Source organism: Streptomyces sp. NPDC054794, from assembly GCF_053611585.1.
Window position 1 is genome coordinate 1 of sequence record NZ_JBSHAQ010000100.1, and the last position, 16,537, is coordinate 16,537.

The 16,537-nt window shown below is 68.7% G+C and carries 17 protein-coding genes; 15 read left to right on the forward strand and 2 right to left on the reverse strand.

What is annotated here, in order from left to right:
• Positions 1–266 precede the first annotated feature (266 nt).
• Complete coding sequence (locus ACWGKT_RS46740; RefSeq protein ID WP_453278542.1) at positions 267–839, forward strand: hypothetical protein; 573 nt, start codon at positions 267–269, stop codon at positions 837–839.
• Between the two features lie 191 nt (positions 840–1,030).
• On the opposite strand, the gene ACWGKT_RS46745 is transcribed toward ACWGKT_RS46740, so the two are convergent.
• Complete coding sequence (locus ACWGKT_RS46745; RefSeq protein WP_453278543.1) at positions 1,031–2,278, reverse strand: FAD-dependent oxidoreductase; 1,248 nt, start codon at positions 2,276–2,278, stop codon at positions 1,031–1,033.
• Between the two features lie 189 nt (positions 2,279–2,467).
• On the opposite strand from ACWGKT_RS46745, the gene ACWGKT_RS46750 reads away from it, so the two are divergent.
• Positions 2,468–3,169 (forward strand): TetR/AcrR family transcriptional regulator, encoded by a 702-nt coding sequence (locus tag ACWGKT_RS46750; RefSeq protein ID WP_453278556.1) that lies wholly within the window; start codon positions 2,468–2,470, stop codon positions 3,167–3,169.
• Positions 3,170–3,345: 176 nt separating this feature from the next.
• Complete coding sequence (locus ACWGKT_RS46755; RefSeq protein WP_453278544.1) at positions 3,346–4,890, forward strand: MDR family MFS transporter; 1,545 nt, start codon at positions 3,346–3,348, stop codon at positions 4,888–4,890.
• A 212-nt stretch (positions 4,891–5,102) separates the two neighbouring features.
• Here ACWGKT_RS46755 and ACWGKT_RS46760 read toward each other — a convergent pair whose 3' ends face one another.
• The gene (locus tag ACWGKT_RS46760; protein WP_453278545.1) at positions 5,103–5,882 is read right to left on the reverse strand and encodes a response regulator transcription factor; all 780 of its coding nucleotides are present in this window, start codon (positions 5,880–5,882) and stop codon (positions 5,103–5,105) included.
• 678 nt (positions 5,883–6,560) lie between these two features.
• Here ACWGKT_RS46760 and ACWGKT_RS46765 point away from each other — a divergent pair.
• From ACWGKT_RS46765 to ACWGKT_RS46820, 12 genes are all read left to right on the forward strand, one after another.
• Positions 6,561–7,850, forward strand: coding sequence for a cytochrome P450 (locus ACWGKT_RS46765; protein ID WP_453278546.1), 1,290 nt, complete (start codon positions 6,561–6,563; stop codon positions 7,848–7,850).
• Between the two features lie 68 nt (positions 7,851–7,918).
• Positions 7,919–8,845 carry an SAM-dependent methyltransferase gene (locus tag ACWGKT_RS46770; protein ID WP_453278547.1) on the forward strand — a complete coding sequence of 309 codons (927 nt, stop codon included), beginning with the start codon at positions 7,919–7,921 and terminating at the stop codon, positions 8,843–8,845.
• 125 nt (positions 8,846–8,970) lie between these two features.
• Positions 8,971–9,615 (forward strand): response regulator transcription factor, encoded by a 645-nt coding sequence (locus tag ACWGKT_RS46775; protein ID WP_453278548.1) that lies wholly within the window; start codon positions 8,971–8,973, stop codon positions 9,613–9,615.
• Between the two features lie 262 nt (positions 9,616–9,877).
• Positions 9,878–10,513 (forward strand): TcmI family type II polyketide cyclase, encoded by a 636-nt coding sequence (locus tag ACWGKT_RS46780; protein WP_453278557.1) that lies wholly within the window; start codon positions 9,878–9,880, stop codon positions 10,511–10,513.
• Positions 10,510–11,781 carry a beta-ketoacyl-[acyl-carrier-protein] synthase family protein gene (locus ACWGKT_RS46785; protein ID WP_453278549.1) on the forward strand — a complete coding sequence of 424 codons (1,272 nt, stop codon included), beginning with the start codon at positions 10,510–10,512 and terminating at the stop codon, positions 11,779–11,781. The genes ACWGKT_RS46780 and ACWGKT_RS46785 overlap by 4 nt, the downstream gene beginning before the upstream one ends.
• A complete protein-coding gene (locus ACWGKT_RS46790; RefSeq protein ID WP_453278550.1) occupies positions 11,778–12,980 on the forward strand; it encodes a ketosynthase chain-length factor in 1,203 nt (400 codons plus the stop codon). Before ACWGKT_RS46785 ends, ACWGKT_RS46790 begins: the two co-directional genes overlap by 4 nt.
• A 74-nt stretch (positions 12,981–13,054) precedes the next feature.
• Complete coding sequence (locus tag ACWGKT_RS46795) at positions 13,055–13,324, forward strand: acyl carrier protein (protein WP_453278551.1); 270 nt, start codon at positions 13,055–13,057, stop codon at positions 13,322–13,324.
• An 82-nt stretch (positions 13,325–13,406) separates the two neighbouring features.
• On the forward strand, positions 13,407–14,189 hold the full coding sequence (locus ACWGKT_RS46800) for an SDR family NAD(P)-dependent oxidoreductase (RefSeq protein WP_453278552.1): 783 nt from the start codon (positions 13,407–13,409) through the stop codon (positions 14,187–14,189).
• A 35-nt stretch (positions 14,190–14,224) separates the two neighbouring features.
• A complete protein-coding gene (locus tag ACWGKT_RS46805; RefSeq protein ID WP_453278553.1) occupies positions 14,225–15,166 on the forward strand; it encodes an aromatase/cyclase in 942 nt (313 codons plus the stop codon).
• Positions 15,166–16,071, forward strand: a complete 906-nt coding sequence (locus tag ACWGKT_RS46810; RefSeq protein ID WP_453278554.1) for an alpha/beta hydrolase — start codon at positions 15,166–15,168, stop codon at positions 16,069–16,071. Before ACWGKT_RS46805 ends, ACWGKT_RS46810 begins: the two co-directional genes overlap by 1 nt.
• 88 nt (positions 16,072–16,159) lie before the next feature.
• The gene (locus ACWGKT_RS46815; RefSeq protein ID WP_453278555.1) at positions 16,160–16,417 is read left to right on the forward strand and encodes a hypothetical protein; all 258 of its coding nucleotides are present in this window, start codon (positions 16,160–16,162) and stop codon (positions 16,415–16,417) included.
• 54 nt (positions 16,418–16,471) lie between these two features.
• Positions 16,472–16,537, forward strand: a 66-nt coding sequence (locus tag ACWGKT_RS46820; RefSeq protein WP_306434313.1) for an S-adenosylmethionine synthetase N-terminal domain-containing protein, incomplete at its 3' end; no start/stop codon positions are given.

The window sequence follows — 16,537 nt, forward strand, 5'->3', positions numbered from 1 at the left end:
ACGAACGCAAAGCCGAGCACTTCCTGGCCTTCACCAGCATCGCCTGCACCCTCATCTGCTACCGCCGACTCGCCAAATGAGACGACGTCTTAAGCAGAAGAAGGCAAGACCATGCTGCAGCATCGTGCTGTCCTTTGCCAGCCCATCCATGCCCGATTGGTGCATATTACGGCTTATGTTCGGTTGCAGTTTCCCTTTCAACCTGCCACTGCGCCATGTGAGCGGACTGACACGGTGTCTCGTGGGCGACTCTCAGGGGTGTCCGCGTGAACGCCGCGGCGGCGCCCGCCGCTCAGCGGCGATCGCGACGTCGCCGGCTGCACCCGGTGCCTGACCCAGCCGGGTCGACTGTGAAGCGCGGTCCGGGGCATCCTCTGGCGCTCGGCCGGGAAGCTCGCGCCCGGCTGGCGAACGCCATACGGACACTGCTCGACGACCCCGGCATTCAAGAAGCGCCGGACTCGGTCCGGCTGGCCGTGATCGTGTTGGCGGCGAAGACGCCGTCGGTGTCAGGCATGGTGGAGATCCGTACAGGTGAGCTAGGCCGGTGGCTCGGGTTGTCCGCCTCCTACGTGGCCTCGAACGTCGTTCCCGCGCTGCGCCGGTCTCGTGCGGTCTCGATCGACACAGCCAAGGGCGAGTTCGGGCAAGACGACGGTCTCGAATGCCGGGTGCTGCCACTGTGGGAGACCCGAGACATCACCAGGCATCCGCTGGCACTGCGCCGTGGCGAGTTAGCGACGTTTCTGCGGCTATTGGAGGCGGTGATGGCCCCAGGTTGGGTGCACTTGATCTGCGCCAGGCCCAGGGATGGATGTAAGTCTCCGATGGCAGCGTAAAGTCGGCTCATCTGAGATCCGTGATGACTGCTTCTTTCCCGGTACTTCCAGCAGGTCAGAGTGCCATATACGCCCAGAAGGAACATGGGCCCACTTACACAGAGATCGACCGCGTCTGTACAGCCGCGCATGACAGCGCGGACAGCGGTCCACCAGATACGCCAGATGATCCGCGCACAGGAACGTCCACTTCAGCGCGGGCCGAGAGGACCAACGTCGCCCTGCACAGTTGGGTCCAAGGCCCCGACTTCAGTCTCGCCCTCACCCTCGGCACGGCGGCCGGAACCTGCGCCGCCCTGAAACATCCGCAGCACCGACCGCGCCCCTTCTGGGGACAGCATCGTGGCGAATCTGGCCGCGGACGCCCGGGCGGCGTCGGTCGCCGAGGCGAACATCTGCGTCTCGTAGGCGCGTACCGCCCCGTCGAGGTCACCGGGGTGCTGCGCCAAGGCCAGGGCGAGGTCGGCCCCGTTCCGCATGGCCAGGTTGGCGCCCTCACCAACCGGCGGCATGAGGTGTGCCGCGTCGCCGAGCAGTGTCACGCCGGGCACGGCGGGCCACATCAGCCCGACGGGGAGGGCCAGGATCGGGCGTGGCACGACGACGTCGTCGCACGCGTCGATCAGGGCGGTGACCCGGGGCGTCCAGCCGGAGAAGAGTTCCCTGAGTGCCTGGCGGGCGGCGGAGGGATCGGCGAAGGGGATGCCGGACGTGTCGAGCCAGTCCTCCGGCGTGCGGAAGGAGAGGTAGATCCGGATACGGCCGTCGCCGTTGCGTTGGGCGGCGAGAGAGCGGTCGGCCCCGATCACCCAGTAGTTCCCGCGGCCGACCTCGGCCGCGAGGTCCGGGTGGGTGGTGTCCGCGTCGGGGATGCCGAGTTCGACCATGTTGACGCCGGTGTGGGCGGGCCGGGCGTCGGTTACCAGGGGGCGGACTCGGGAGTTCGCGCCGTCCGCGCCGATGAGCAGCTCGTGGTCGGCGTGGCCGCCGTCCGCGAGGTGGAGCCGGTGGCCGCCGCCGGGCAGCGGGGTGACCCGCAGGAATGGGCGGTTCCATGCGACGGTGTCCGGGGGGAGCGAGTCGAGGAGGAGGTCCCGCAGGTCGCTTCGGTCGATCTCGGGACGTTCCAAGGGGGCGTCGGCCGGGGTGTGCCAGTCCAACAGCACGGTCCCGTTCGGTTCCAGCAGCCGCAGGTCCTGTCCCTCCGGGCGGGCGATGGTGCGGAAGCGGTCGTCCAGTCCGGCCACACGCAGGGCGCGCTGTCCGCCGTCGGGGTGCAGATCGAGCATCCCGCCCTGCCCGCGGGCGGCGCGGGAGGCCTCTCGTTCGTAGACGACCGCCTTGATGCCGTGCAGGTGCAGGACCCGGGCACAGGTCAGGCCGCCGAGCCCGGCGCCGACGATGGCGATGCGTGGGCGGCGGGAGGGGGCACTGCTCATCCGGTCTGCCTCGGCTTTCCTGGCACACGGTCGATACGGTGTAGTGAGTGATTGCAGCGTATATGGAACTGCCGCGTATCGAAGAGACATCCGTATCAATCCACGTGACGTATCGTGGGGCGCGCATATTCCGTGGCCATGGAGAGACGGTGGGTGATGGTGACACGCAAGGATGCCCAGGGTGAGCCCATGCTCGTCTGGGAGCGCCCGGAGCCGCCGACCCGACCGGCCCCGGTGCCCCTGAGCCGGGAACAGATCGTGCGGGCGGCGATCGAACTCGCCGACCGGGAGGGGCTTGAGGCGGTGTCGCTGCGCAGGGTCGCCGCGGTCCTCGACGTCGGTCCTATGCGGCTGTACCGCTATCTGTCCACCAAAGAGGAACTGCTCGACCTGATGGTCGACGCCGTCTACGGCGAGATTCCCACCCCAGATCCGGCCGGCGGCGATTGGCGCGAGGCGCTGCGTTCGTTCGCCCGCGGTATGCGGCAGGCCGCCCTGCGCCACGAGTGGTTCGCCGACCTGCTGGGCCGGCGCCCACACCTGGGCCCGCAGGCGCTGGCGAATCTCGAGGCGTCTCTGGCGGCCCTGAACGAGGCCATGAGGACGGGCGACATCGACCCCGTGATCCAGGCGCGCGACGCCGTCAACTCGTATGTGATCGGCGCTCTGCGCAACGAGATCACCGAGCGCCGTACCGAACGGGCTACCGGTCTGGACGAGCACCAGTGGCAGATCGCCTCCAGCTCCTATCTGAAGCAGGTGCTGTCCACCGGTCGTTATCCCACGCTGGCCAAGGTCATCGCCGACGCCCGGGAACGCGGCGCGGACGCCAAGTTCGACACTGGACTCGACTTCCTGCTCGACGGCATCGCGGCCCGGCTCGGCGTGTGACCGCCTGGGCCGGGTGAAGGCCTGCCGCGAAGCGGCCAGGGATGCATCCGCATCCCTGGCCGCTTTTTTCGACCCCCATTCCGCCCTCCCACTTGCGTACACCATAAGCGATCGATACGGTGTATCGAGAAATACGCCGTAACCCATCACGTCAGTCATTCGGGGGGCTCGGGATCATGACCACCTCACAGGCCGAAAAGGCCCCACCACAGGTACAAGCGCCCTGGGCCGCGCTCGGCGCCCTCATGGTGGGCTTCTTCATGCTCATGCTCGACACCACCATCGTGGTCGTGGCGATGCCGAAGCTCGCCGCCGATCTGCACACCGGCATCAGTACGACGGTCTGGGCGACCAGTTCCTATCTGCTGGCCTACTCCGTACCGCTGCTGCTGGCAGGCCGCCTCGGAGACCGGTTCGGTACCAAACGCATGTACATGATCGGCATGGCGGTGTTCACCGGAGCGTCACTCCTGTGCGGGCTCGCCGGGAACATCGGGCAGCTGATCGCCTTCCGGGCGGTGCAGGGCCTCGGCGCCGCCGCCATGGCTCCCCAGTCCATGGCGACCATCGGGAAGATCTTCCCCAAGGACATGCGCGGCCGGGCCATGTCGTACTGGGGCCTCGTCTCGGGTGCCGCCATCCTCGTCGGACCGATCTCGGGAGGGTTGCTCATCGACTCACTGGGCTGGCGGTCGATCTTCTTCATCAACGTTCCGATCGGCATCATCGGCCTCGTCGTGGCCCAGCGGTTCGTGCCCGCGCTCCCCGGCAACCCTCACCGCTTCGACTTCCCGGGCGTGCTGCTCAGCGGCCTCTCCCTGCTCTTCCTCGTCTATGGTCTGGAGAACGGCAGCGGCTACGACTGGTCGAAGATCTCCGACGATCTGCACCTCTTCGGCTTCAGCACCGGAATGCCGGTCTACGTGTACGAAGTCATCGCGCTCGGCGTGCTCTTCGCGGTGCTGTTCGTCGCCTGGGAACTCATGAACAAGGCCGAGCCGCTGCTTCCCCTCGGCATCTTCCGCGTCCGGACCTTCGCCGCGGCCAACCTGGCCATCGTCACCGCCGGCTTCGGCATCACCGCCGCGAGCTTCCCCGGCACCCTCTACTTTCAGCAGGGGCGCGGGATGACACCGGCCCAGGCCGCGCTGATGATGCTGCCCTCGGCACTCGTCTCAGTGCCGCTCGCGCCGCGGATCGGCAAGCTGGTCGACCGGGTCGGGCCCAAGTGGCCGGCCTTCTGCGGGCTGGTGCTGTTCAGCTCCGCGCTCTTCGTACGGCACTTCCTGATGACGCCGGACATGTCCTTGACGGTCCTGCTCGTGCACGCGGCCTGGATGGGGGCGTCCAGTTCGCTGATGATGAGCCCGCTGGCCGTGGCCGCCATGCAGAGTCTGCCGCCGAAGTACATCGGCGCAGGGTCGGGCGTGTTCAACACGGCCCGCCAAATCGGGTCCACGCTGGGCTCGGCGGTCATCGCGACCGTGATGGCCACTCAGTTCAAGGACCAGATCAACGCTAAGGCGGCAGGACTCACATCCGCCCAGCGCGAGTCCCTGGGGCATATCGGCCTCCAGCAGAGCGGCGCAGGCCACCTCGGGTCATTCGCCCGCTCCGTGGTGTCCGCAGTCATGGCCAACTCCCTGCTGTGGCCGGCCACGGCGATGGCGGTCGGCGCCGCCATGGTCCTGTTCGTCCGCCCCCGCGTCCGCAAGGACTGACCTGGGCACAAAGCCGCGCGCCGGATCTGCCCGGCCCTTGACCGCCGACCACTCGATCCGAATCCCCCGCGGCGAGTGGCGGCGTGTGGAGCTCCCCGTCCACGGCGGGGAGCTCCACGGTGTGCGTGCAGCACCGCGCGTTGCAGTCGCCGGGACCTGCCGTACCGGCGCCTACTGGGCGGGCGAGTGGCCGCTCTGCTGTACCGGTGCCGTCAGGCCTCGCCGATCATGAAGCCCACTCCGCGTACGGTCACGATCCAGTCGGAGGAACCCAGCTTGGTGCGGAGACTGTTGACGTGCGTGTCCATGGTGCGCTGTGAGCAGGGGCCGCCCCAGACCTCCTCCATGACGACATTCCGCGCGATGACCGTCCGCGGATGCGAGGCCAGGAACCGGAGCAGGTCGAACTCCTTGCGTGTCAGCCGGATCCGGCGGCCGTCGTACGTCACCTCACGCGACCCGTGGTCGATGCGTAGCGGTCCGTGCTCGATGACGCGAGGAGTCTGGGAGCGCGGGCGGGCCCGCCGCATCACCGCGTCGATACGCGCTGTCAGTTCCCACACCCCGAGAGGCTTGACAACGAAGTCATCGGCGCCCGCCTGGAACCCAAGGACGGTGTCGACCTCGGAGGAGTGTGCGGTGACCGCGATGATCGGTACGTTGCTGGCGGTGCGGATCGCCCGGCACACCTCCAGCCCGTCCCGGTCCGCCAACTCCAGCCCGAGCAGCACCACATCGGCGTCCTCGTAGGCGGTGAGGGCGTTCTCACCGGTCGATACCCCACGTACCTGGTGGCCCTGTCGCAGGAGGTTCTTCGCCATGGACTCACGGTCGCCCTCGTCGGTCTCGACCAAGAGGATCCGCCAGGCCTGCGCGCCCCTGCGCGGCTGGATCGGGCCGCTCATGGCCGCCTGAAGAAGGTTGGCGGGCAGTGCGGCCGATGAGCTCACTGTCAGCGCGAGGTGTCGCACATGTTCGAGGACCTGCAGCATGTTTTCCCTCGTAGGCAGAATTCGACAAGATCAAAGCTCACATGGCCGTCCGGCTTAATCAATGGGTTTCGGGTCGGATGGCTGAATCAGGACCCCCAAGGCGGAGTCATTATCAGACGGGCTTCGCGGAAGCAAGTGGAATTCTGCTATCCGGAACGGTGCATTCCGATTGGGTTTCATGTGTGGAATCCCACGTCTTACCCCAAGTGTTGCTGGCGTCGACATCAATAAGAATGGATCAAGGGGTCCGGGCCACCCCGACGGGTCGTCCAGTAACTCGAGGTCGCATGGCATGAATGACTGGATCCTGTCTGTCTGATCCGCTCGCAGCGGTCAGGGTGGATGCCCCTGCGGCGCCTCAAAAGTGGGATGGTCCATTCCGGATCTGCCCACCAAAGCGGCCTGGGGTCCTGTTGCCACAGGTCAGGTCCTGGGGTGCGGGGTGTGGGCGGGGTGTCGAGGGGGATGGGCGTCGGCGGGACCCGACCGTCAGGCTTGCAATCGAACACTTGAATCCGTTACAACGTATCTGCCGATACGGCGTAATCGCGTATCCCAGGCGAACGGGGGCTCGCTCGCAGGTCGATCAAAATTCAACCGAATGTGTCACGGGGTTCCCGATGTCGGGTGCGGCACGACGTAGTGCCATCACCGCGGGCCGCGAGGCCGTCGAAGCGAATGATCCGGGCGCCGTCCATGCTTATTGCCCCCGCATCCCCATATCTGGAGCGAACGCAAAGGAGCATCATGACGCATGTCGAGAACCCAGCCGCCGAACTCGTTTCCTTCCCTTTGGAGCGGACCTGTCCGTTCGCGGTTTCCGACACCTTCGACCGGCTGCGTGAAGAGGAGCCGGTGAGCGGGGTCACCATGTCCGACGGACGGCAGGCCTGGCTGCTCACCCGGCATGCGGACATCGAGGCCGTGTTGGTCGATCCCCGTTTCAGCGCCAACCGCAGTCACCCGGGTTTCCCGGCGATGTCCCGTGGCGGAAAGGACGCGTTCACGCATTTCGCGCCGTTCATGATCTCCCTCGACGGCAAGGAGCACTCGGCGGCCCGCAGGCCGATGATCCCGGAATTCTCCATGCGACGCGTCGCTGCCTTCCGGCCGCGCATCCAGGAGATCGTCGACGACGTCCTTGACAAGATCGTGGAGCTTCCGCAGCCGGTCGATCTCGTCCAGGAACTGGCCCTCACGGTGCCCTCCCGGGTGATCACCGAGCTGCTCGGTGCGAAACCGGCCCACCTGGAACGCTTCTACGCACTGGCCGCGACCATGCTCAACCGCTCCACCACCGCCGCCGAACGCGACGAGGCGGCCCGAGGCATGCGCCTGAACATGGACCAGCTGATTGCCGAGAAGGAGGCCGCTCCCGGCGAAGACCTGCTCAGCCGCGAGATCGCCCGACAGCGCGTCCAGGACGGTGACATCGACCGGCCCGGCCTGGCAAGCCTGGCCCAGCTGCTCCTGCTCGCCGGCAACGAGTCCACCACCGAGATGATCGCCCTGGGCGTGGCCACCCTTCTCACTCACCCCGAGCAGCTCGCCGCGATCGTCGCCGACCCGGAACTGACCCCCGGCGCGGTGGACGAACTGCTGCGCTTCTTCTCCGTGGTGGAGATCGGCATGGCGCGCGTCGCCCTGGAAGACGTCGAAGTGGGCGGCGTGCTCATCAAGGCGGGCGAAGGCGTCATCGCCTCCAACGTGGCCGGCAATCGCGACCCCGGGATCTTCCCGCGGCCCCACGAGTTCGACATCACCCGCGACGCGCGGCGGCATCTCGCCCAGGGCTACGGCTCCCACCAGTGCCTGGGGCAGAACCTGGCCCGGGCCGAACTGACCATTGTCTTCGACACTCTGTTCCGCCGGCTGCCGGGGCTGCGCCTGGCGGTCGATTTCGACGAACTTCCCTTCAAGTACGACGCGTTGGTTTTTGGCCTGCGCCGGCTGCCGGTCACCTGGTGACGGTCGCGGTCCTGTCACCGAGCACTGCCCCGGCTGCCCCCGGGGCCCACCCATCCAAGGAGTCACCGGTGGAATCCGCCCTCTCGCACCACACCCTGAGTTCCGTCGCTCCCGGCGAGGACACGACGCGACTGGCCGCCCGAATCGAACAGCGCCTGCGCGACGCCCCGGATCTGCTGCTGCCGCTCGACGAGACGCTGTCCCTCCTCGTCCAGCTGCAGGAGTTCGAGCTGGGCAGGTTCCTGCTGCACAACGGCGGCCTGAACGGCTACTGGACCTCGTACGTCTTCGGCCTGCGGCCGCAGAACCCGGCGGCGACGCCGCTGGAAAGGTGGCTGCTGACCAGGTCGCTGCTGCCCGGCATCAGGGAGCGATTCGGCCGCTTCCAGGCCGCCATCGCCGCGTCGGTCAGGGACGGTGCCGTCCTGGCCTCGGTGCCTTGTGGGCTCATGGACGACCTGCTCCAGCAGGACTACTCCGGCATGACCGACGTCCGCCTCATCGGCGTGGACATCGACCCCGAGTCGGTGGACCTCGCCCGCAAGAACGCTGCCGAACGCGGTCTCGCGGACCTGTGCGAGTTCCAGGTGGGCGACGCCTGGGAGCTCGGCCTCGACGCCGAGGTGGACCTCCTCACCAGCAACGGCCTGAACATGTACGAGGCCGACCCGGAGCGGCTGATGGAGCTGTACCGCGGGTTCGCCCGGGCACTGCGCCCCGGCGGCCGACTGCTGGTCAGTTTCATCCCGCGACCGCCGGCACCGCCGTGGGCGGAGGGCGGCCAGCCGGGCAGCTGGGCGAAGTACGGCATCGAGGACGCCGACCTGCGCAGGGACATAGCCATCTTCGGGGACATCCTCCAGCCGAAGTACCTCAACTTCACCAGCGAGGAGGAGATCAGGGACCAACTGTCCCGTGCGGGCCTCACCGTGGCCGCCGTTTCCTACAGCGAGAACGGGGCGTTGCCGATCGCCACGGCGATTCGGTCGCGCTGAACGACGAAAGACACGAAGAAGAGGGGGATTCTTCTTTGAGTAGCAAGCACGCCGCCCACACCGGCACCTGGGGTGCGGCGCGGACACCGTCTGCCGGTCACGCACCGGTCTCCTGGCGGATCCTCGTGGCCGGCGAGGACGAGACGGACAGGGAGACGCTGACGCGGAACCTGCGGCGACACGGTCACCACGTGCACTCGGTGGCGAGCGGGGCGGAGGCGCTCGTGCTGTGCCGGGACGTCGATCTGGTGCTTCTCGACCTGGAACTGGCCGATCTCGACGGACACGAGGTCTGCCGCTCCATCCGGGAGCTGGGCGACACCCCGATCATCGCGCTCAGCGGACGCCAGTCCGAACTCGACACCGTGCTGGGGCTGCAGGCCGGCGCCGACGGAATGGTTGCGAAACCCTATGGATTCCGGGAACTCCTGGCGCGGATCGAGGCCCTCATGCGCCGGGTCCGGATCGGTTCCGCCCCGGTGTCGATGATTGAATATGGGCCTCTTTTTATTCACCTGGAGTCACGCGAGGTGACGTTCAGGGGTCGTAGTATCAGTGTGACGAAAAAGGAGTTCGATCTGCTGCGGATGCTGGCGTCACAGCCGGGCACCATTGTCTCTCGGCGGGACATCATGCAGGAGGTCTGGGGAGACTCCTGGTCCCACCGCACGGTAGACACGCATGTCAGCAGCCTGCGCAGCAAGCTGGGTGCGAGCGACTGGATCGTGGCCGTCAGAGGGGTCGGCTTCATGCTCGCAGGGGCTGCCTAACCAGGCGCGCAACCTGCCTACGCGGGTGAGGCAGCCAGCTGTTCCAGGGCCGGCGCGGCATTGCCGCGCTGGCCCTCTCGTATGTCCAAGGGGCCTCTCACAGGCCGATCTGTAGTTCCTCTGAGGTTCCGATGACCCGGCCCTTAAAAACGTCACTTTTCCGGCAGAAGAAATGTCGAGACCCTGAAAGAGTCTGCCTTGAGAATCGCTTGAGAATCCGGAAGGCTGGAGCTCAGCTTGGTGCTGAAGGGCGGGGAGAATGATGGAGACCAGGGTGGTTCTGTGCCGGATCGATTCCGGCTCGATATCTGATGTCGGTAGCTTGTTCAGTGAATTCGACGCCAGCCGCACGGGTGCCACGACGGGAATTCGGCGCCGTCAGCTGTTCCACTACGACGACCTGTTCATCCACCTGCGGGACCTGGCGCCCGGGGCGACGGACGACGATCTCCTGCCCGTCGGGGCGGCCGAGCGGCTCGCCACGCGCCTGACCCCCCTCGGATCCGGCCCGGCCACCCGCTTCTACACCTGGTCGGCGCGGGACACGACCGGACCCGAGCCGCTGTACAGCACCGTCGTTGTCAACCGGATGGATCCGGTGCACATCCCCGAGGTGTGCCGCCTCTTTGAGGAACTGGATGCGACCGACTTCCCGGAGAAGATGGGCACCCGGCACCGGCAGCTGTACCTCCACGGCGACATCTACCTGCACATCCAGCACTTCCGCCAGGCCGACGGCGGCGCGCTGATCGACCAGGCCTGGAAGGACGCCGACCCGCGGTTCGTCAAGATCTGCGACGAGCTGATGAAGATCATCCCGCCCTACAATCCGGCCATCTGGCACTCCCCGGCCGACGCGGTCGCGACCTCCCTCTACCGCTGGGAGGCGATGGCATGAGGGGCCGACGCGTCGTCATCACGGGCATGGAAGTGCTGGCACCGGGCGGTATCGGCACGGGCGAGTTCTGGAAACTCCTCAGCGAGGGACGGACCGCGACCCGGGGCATCACCTTCTTCGACCCCACCCCGTTCCGCTCGAGGGTGGCCGCGGAGATCGACTTCGACCCGTACGCACACGGCCTGACCCCGCACGAGGTGCGGCGCATGGACCGGGCCGCCCAGTTCGCCGTCGTCGCCGCGCGCGGCGCCGTCGCCGACAGCGGTGTGCGGACCGACACGCTCGACCCGTACCGGATCGGCGTCACGATCGGCACCGCCGTGGGCGCCACCATGAGCCTGGACCAGGACTACCGCTACGTCAGCGACGGCGGCCAGCTCGACCTGGTCGACCTGGCCTATGCCGACCCGCACTTCTATCAGCAGTTCGTCCCCAGCTCCTTCGCCGCCGAGGTCGCCCGCACCGTCGGCGCACAGGGACCGAGCGGGGTCGTCTCGGCCGGCTGCACCTCGGGACTGGACGCCGTCGGCTACGCCGTAGAACTGATCCGCGAGGGCACCACCGACCTCATGGTCGCCGGGGCCACCGACGCCCCGATCTCACCGATCACCATGGCTTGCTTCGACGCCATCAAGGCGACGACACCGCGCCACGATGAACCGGAAAGTGCCTCGCGACCGTTCGACGCCACCCGCAACGGGTTCGTCCTCGGCGAGGGCGCCGCCGTCTTCGTCCTGGAGGAACTCGACGCGGCCCGGCGGCGCGGCGCCCACGTCTACGCGGAGATCGCCGGCTACGCCACCCGCAGCAACGCCTACCACATGACCGGACTGCGGCCCGACGGCACGGAGATGGCCGAGGCGATCCGGGCAGCGCTCGACGAGGCCCGCATGAACGGCACCGAGATCGACTACATCAACGCCCACGGATCCGGAACCAAACAGAACGACCGGCACGAGACGGCGGCGTTCAAGAAGAGCCTGGGCGAACACGCCCACCGCACGCCCGTCAGCTCCATCAAGTCGATGGTCGGGCACTCCCTGGGCGCGATCGGGTCCATCGAGATCGCCGCCTCCGCACTGGCCATGGAGCACAACGTGGTCCCGCCCACCGCGAACCTCCACAACCCCGACCTCGAACTCGACCTGGACTACGTGCCGTTGACCGCCCGCGACCAGCTCACCGATGCCGTCCTCACGGTCGGCAGCGGATTCGGCGGGTTCCAGAGCGCCATGGTGCTCGCCCGGCCGGAAAGGAAGCTCCCGTGACAACCGCTGTGGCAGTGACCGGGCTCGGCGTGGCAGCGCCCAACGGCCTAGGCGTCACCGACTTCTGGCAGGCGACCCTGTGCGGCAAGACTGGCATCGCACCCCTCACCCGTTTCGACGCCACCCCGTACCCGGCGCGGCTGGCCGGGGAGATCACCGGCTTCCGGGCCGAGGAGCATCTGCCCAGCCGGCTGATGCCGCAGACCGACCGGGTGACCCGGCTGTCGCTCGCCGTCGCCGACTGGACCCTGGCCGACGCCGGCCTGCGCCCCGAGGAGATCCCCCCCTTCGACATGGGCGTGGCCACCGCCAGTTCGGCCGGCGGCTTCGAGTTCAGCCAGGCCGAGCTGAAGAGCCTGTGGGGGCGGGGCAGCCAGTACGTCAGCGCGTACCAGTCCTTCGCCTGGTTCTACGCAGTCAACACCGGCCAGATCTCCATCCGGCACGGGATGAAGGGGCCGAGCGGAGTGGTCGTCACCGACCAGGCGGGAGGCCTGGACGCGGTGGCCCAGGCACGCCGGCAGATCCGGCGCGGCACGTCCTACATGGTCGCCGGCGCGGTCGACGCCGTCCTGTGCCCCTGGGGCTGGGTCGGGCTGCACACCAGCGGCCGACTCAGCACGTCGGACGAGCCGTCCAGCGCCTATCTGCCCTTCGACGAGCGGGCCGCCGGACACGTGGCCGGCGAGGGCGGCGCCCTGCTCGTCCTGGAGGCCGCCGACACCGCACACGCCCGCGGCGCCCGGGTGTACGGCGAGATCCCCGGCTACGCCGCCACCTTCGACGGGCGCGAACCGGGACTGCGCAAGGCCATCGAACTCGCCCTCGCCGACGGCGGACTGACCCCCGCCGACGTGGACGTGGTGTTCGCCGACGCGGCGGCCGACCCGGACCTCGACCGGGTGGAGGCCCAGGCACTGGTCGACGTCTTCGGCCCCTACGGCGTCCCCGTGACCGCGCCCAAGACCATGACCGGCCGCCTTTCCGCAGGCGGTGCCTCCCTGGACCTCGCCACGGCCCTGCTAGCGCTGGACGAGCAGGTGGTGCCGCCGACGATCAACGCCGAACCGGCCGAACGCCACCGCCTCGACCTCGTGCTCTCCCAGCCCCGCCCGGCCCGGCTGCGCACCGCGCTGGTACTGGCCCGCGGGCAGGGCGGCTTCAACTCGGCGATGGTCGTCCGCGCCGCTGACCGCTGACGCCCGCATCCCAGGCCGCCGCGCAGCCTTCCTTCCTCCCGACTTCCCTTCTCCACACCAAAGGACGGTTCGTCATGTCACACGCCACGTTCACCTTCGACGATCTCAAGCGCATCCTCCTGGAGGGCTCCGGCGCCCCCGAGGGCGTCGAGCTCGACGAGAACATCCTCGACACCGAGTTCGACGCGCTCGGCTACGACTCGCTGGCCCTGCTGGAGACCGCCAGCCGCATCGAGCGGGAATACGGCATCTCCCTCGAGGAGTGGCTGCTGACCGACGCACCGACCCCGCGCGCCTTCGTGGCAGCCGTCGCGGGTCATCTCGGCGACCGCGTCGCCGCCTGACCATCCCGACACCCGGTGCGAGGCAGCCGACTACCCCCGGCTCGGCGGCCTCGCACCCCACAGCCCAGGAGGGGCGAAGACCATGCCGAACCAGCAGCGAACGGCCCTGCTGACCGGAGCCACGAGCGGCATCGGCCTCGCCGCCGCCCGGCTCCTCGCTGAGCAGGACCACCGGGTGTTCATCGGCGCGCGCACCGCCGAGAACGTCATCTCGACCGTCAAGGAGCTGCGCGAGCAGGGCCTCGACGTCGACGGCGCCCCCGTCGACGTGCGCTCCGTCGACTCGGTGCGCGCGTTCGTTCAGGCGGCCGTCGACCGGTATGGGCCCGTCGACGTGCTCGTCAACAACGCTGGCCGGGCTGGCGGCGGCGTCACTGCGGACCTCGCCGACGAGGTGTGGGACGACGTCATTGACACCAACCTCAACAGCGTCTTCCGCGTCACCCGCGAGGTGCTCACCACTGGCGGCATGCGGAACCTGAGCCGCGGCCGCATCATCAACATCGCTTCCACCGCCGGCAAACAGGGCGTCGTGCTGGGAGCCCCCTACTCGGCCTCCAAGCACGGGGTCGTGGGCTTCACCAAGGCGCTCGGCAACGAACTCGCGCGGACCGGCATCACCGTCAACGCGGTCTGCCCCGGCTACGTCGAGACCCCCATGGCCCAGCACGTCCGGCAGAACTACGCCACCCTGCAGAACACCACCGAGGAGGCGATCCTCGCGAAGTTCCAGGCGAAGATCCCGCTGGGCCGCTACGCCACCCCGCAGGAGGTCGCTGGCCTGGTCGGCTACCTGGCATCCGACGCCGCCGCCCCCATCACCTCTCAGGCCCTCAACGTCTGCGGCGGCCTGGGCAACTTCTGAACCCCCCAAGCCCGACACCCCAGGAGGAGGCCGCCGTGCCGTCCGAACAGCGCGAGGTCACACACGAGATCAAGGTCGCGGCGTCCGCCGAGACCGTCTACCGGCTCGTTGCCGAGGTGGCCGACTGGCCCCGTGTCTTCCCGCCCACCGTGCACGTCGAACACCTGGAGCAGGGCGAGCGCGAGGAACGCATCCGCATCTGGGCCACCGCCGGAAACGAGGTGAAGAACTGGACGTCACAGCGCATCCTCGACCCCGCCGGACTGCGCGTCGACTTCCGGCAGGAGGTCAGCTCACCGCCCGTGGCGGCCATGGGGGGCGCCTGGCTCGTCGAGCCCCTCGCCTCCGGCGAGTGCCTGGTGCGGCTGCTGCACACCTACCAGGCCGTGGACGAGGCAGGCCTGACCTGGATCGACGCGGCCGTGGACCGCAACTCGCGGTCCGAACTCGACGCCCTCAAGGCCCAGGCCGAACGCGCCGAGGCCAGCGAGGACGGCCTGCTGTGCTCCTTCGAGGACACGGTCGAGGTGGCCGGCTCGGCCCGGGATGTGTACGACTTCGTCAATGAGGCGCACCTGTGGCCGGAGCGGCTGCCGCACGTGGACTCGGTACGGCTCACCGAAGACACGCCCGGTCTGCAGGTCCTGGAGATGGACACCCGCTCCCCGGACGGCTCGACGCACACCACGAAGTCGTACCGGGTGACCTTCCCGCACCACAAGATCGTCTACAAGCAGATCACCCTGCCCGCGCTGATGAGCCTGCACACCGGACGCTGGACGTTCCGCCCGACCGCCGGCGGCGTGGCCGTCTCCTCGCAGCACACGTTCGTCGTCCATGAAGCGAACATCGCCCAGGTCCTCGGACCGGATGCGACCACGGCGGACGCCGTGCAGTACGTACGGAACGCGCTCAGCAGCAACAGCCTGGGCACCCTCACCGCGGCCAAGCGGTACGCCGAGGCACGAATCCGGTGATGACCGCGGCGACCAGCGACCGGCCAGCCGACCCGGTGACCCCGGTCCCCTCGGCCGGGGTGCGCCGGGTGACCCTGGACGCCGCCGGGATCCCCCTGTCCGCCCTGCTCGCCCGCCCGGCGCACAGCACACCCCGCGCCACGCTCGTCGCCCTGCACGGGGCCGGGATGAGCGCCGCCTACTTCGACGGCAGGAACTGCCCCGGCCAGTCCCTGCTCACCCTGGCCGCGGACCTGGGACACACTGTGCTTGCCGTCGACCGGCCCGGCTACGGCGCCTCCGCGCCCTACCTGCCGGGCGGCGCGTCCGTCGCCGACCAGGCAGACCTCCTGGCCGCCGCCCTGCGGGACCTGACCGACCGGCACGACACCGGCGCGGGACTGTTCCTGCTCGCCCACTCCTTCGGCGGCAAGGTGGCGCTCACCCTCGCCGCGGACGAACCGGCCGGCCTCCTCGGCGTCGACGTCTCGGGCTGCGGCGCCGTCTACGCCGCGCCCCCGGACGAGCCAGCCGGCCCGGGCGGGCACTGGCGGCGCAACTGGGGTCCGCCGGGGCTGTACCCGCCCGGCACCTTCACCGGCGGCGCCGCGGTGATCCGCCCCGTCCCGGAGCGGGAGCTGCGGGACGCGGCACGCTGGCCCGAGACCTGGGCTGCCCTGGCCGACCGGATCCGGGTCCCGGTCCGCTTCACCTTCGCCGAGTACGAGGGCTGGTGGCGCCACGACCCGCCGGTCCTGGCCGGACTGCGGAAACAATTGAGCGGATCATCAATGGTAGTGACGGAGCATCAGCCAAACGCCGGACACAACATCAGTCTCGGCTGGACGGCGCGTGCCTACCATCTGCGGGCCCTCGGGTTCCTGGAGGACTGCCTGCACGACTGCCGGCCGGCGCCGTCCGTCTGACGCGTTCTCGGCCCATGCGCGCACCACCCCGCCGCGTCACCACGTCCGGCAATACGCCGGCGCCCAGGGTTCCACCACGAGGAGGAGCATGCAGTCCGCCGTTCCCGCGTCCGTGCCGCTCGACCGGGCCCATCCGCTGCTGGCCGCGCTAAGCGTATTCGCCCCCAGCGCGCGGGCCGTCGAACCCCTCGCCCCCGGATCTCCGCCCTCACAGGAGACCGGCGACGCAGGCAGCCACCTCCGCCGTCCGGCCGATGCGCCCACCGACCCCGGAGCCGGCCAAGGCGAACTGCTCGCCACCATCCTCACCGCCCGCCCCGCGACACCGGATTCCCGTAGGGCCTAGGCCCGATACCCCGCAACCACTCAGTCAGCAGCCGCTGCAACCCCAGGGAGCGTTGTGTCCCGTCGCCTGTTCACTTCGGAGTCCGTGACCGAAGGTCACCCCGACAAGATCGCTGACCAG

What these genes read in the sequence shown, in the direction of transcription:
- ACWGKT_RS46810 (WP_453278554.1), top strand. Translation starts at nt 15,166, where the DNA reads ATGACCGCGGCGACCAGCGACCGGCCAGCCGACCCGGTGACCCCGGTC.
- ACWGKT_RS46800 (WP_453278552.1), top strand. Translation starts at nt 13,407, where the DNA reads ATGCCGAACCAGCAGCGAACGGCCCTGCTGACCGGAGCCACGAGCGGC.
- ACWGKT_RS46760 (WP_453278545.1), bottom strand. Translation starts at nt 5,882, where the DNA reads ATGCTGCAGGTCCTCGAACATGTGCGACACCTCGCGCTGACAGTGAGC.
- ACWGKT_RS46785 (WP_453278549.1), top strand. Translation starts at nt 10,510, where the DNA reads ATGAGGGGCCGACGCGTCGTCATCACGGGCATGGAAGTGCTGGCACCG.
- ACWGKT_RS46750 (WP_453278556.1), top strand. Translation starts at nt 2,468, where the DNA reads ATGCTCGTCTGGGAGCGCCCGGAGCCGCCGACCCGACCGGCCCCGGTG.
- ACWGKT_RS46795 (WP_453278551.1), top strand. Translation starts at nt 13,055, where the DNA reads ATGTCACACGCCACGTTCACCTTCGACGATCTCAAGCGCATCCTCCTG.
- ACWGKT_RS46780 (WP_453278557.1), top strand. Translation starts at nt 9,878, where the DNA reads ATGGAGACCAGGGTGGTTCTGTGCCGGATCGATTCCGGCTCGATATCT.
- ACWGKT_RS46745 (WP_453278543.1), bottom strand. Translation starts at nt 2,278, where the DNA reads ATGAGCAGTGCCCCCTCCCGCCGCCCACGCATCGCCATCGTCGGCGCC.
- ACWGKT_RS46755 (WP_453278544.1), top strand. Translation starts at nt 3,346, where the DNA reads ATGACCACCTCACAGGCCGAAAAGGCCCCACCACAGGTACAAGCGCCC.
- ACWGKT_RS46765 (WP_453278546.1), top strand. Translation starts at nt 6,561, where the DNA reads ATGATCCGGGCGCCGTCCATGCTTATTGCCCCCGCATCCCCATATCTG.
- ACWGKT_RS46815 (WP_453278555.1), top strand. Translation starts at nt 16,160, where the DNA reads ATGCAGTCCGCCGTTCCCGCGTCCGTGCCGCTCGACCGGGCCCATCCG.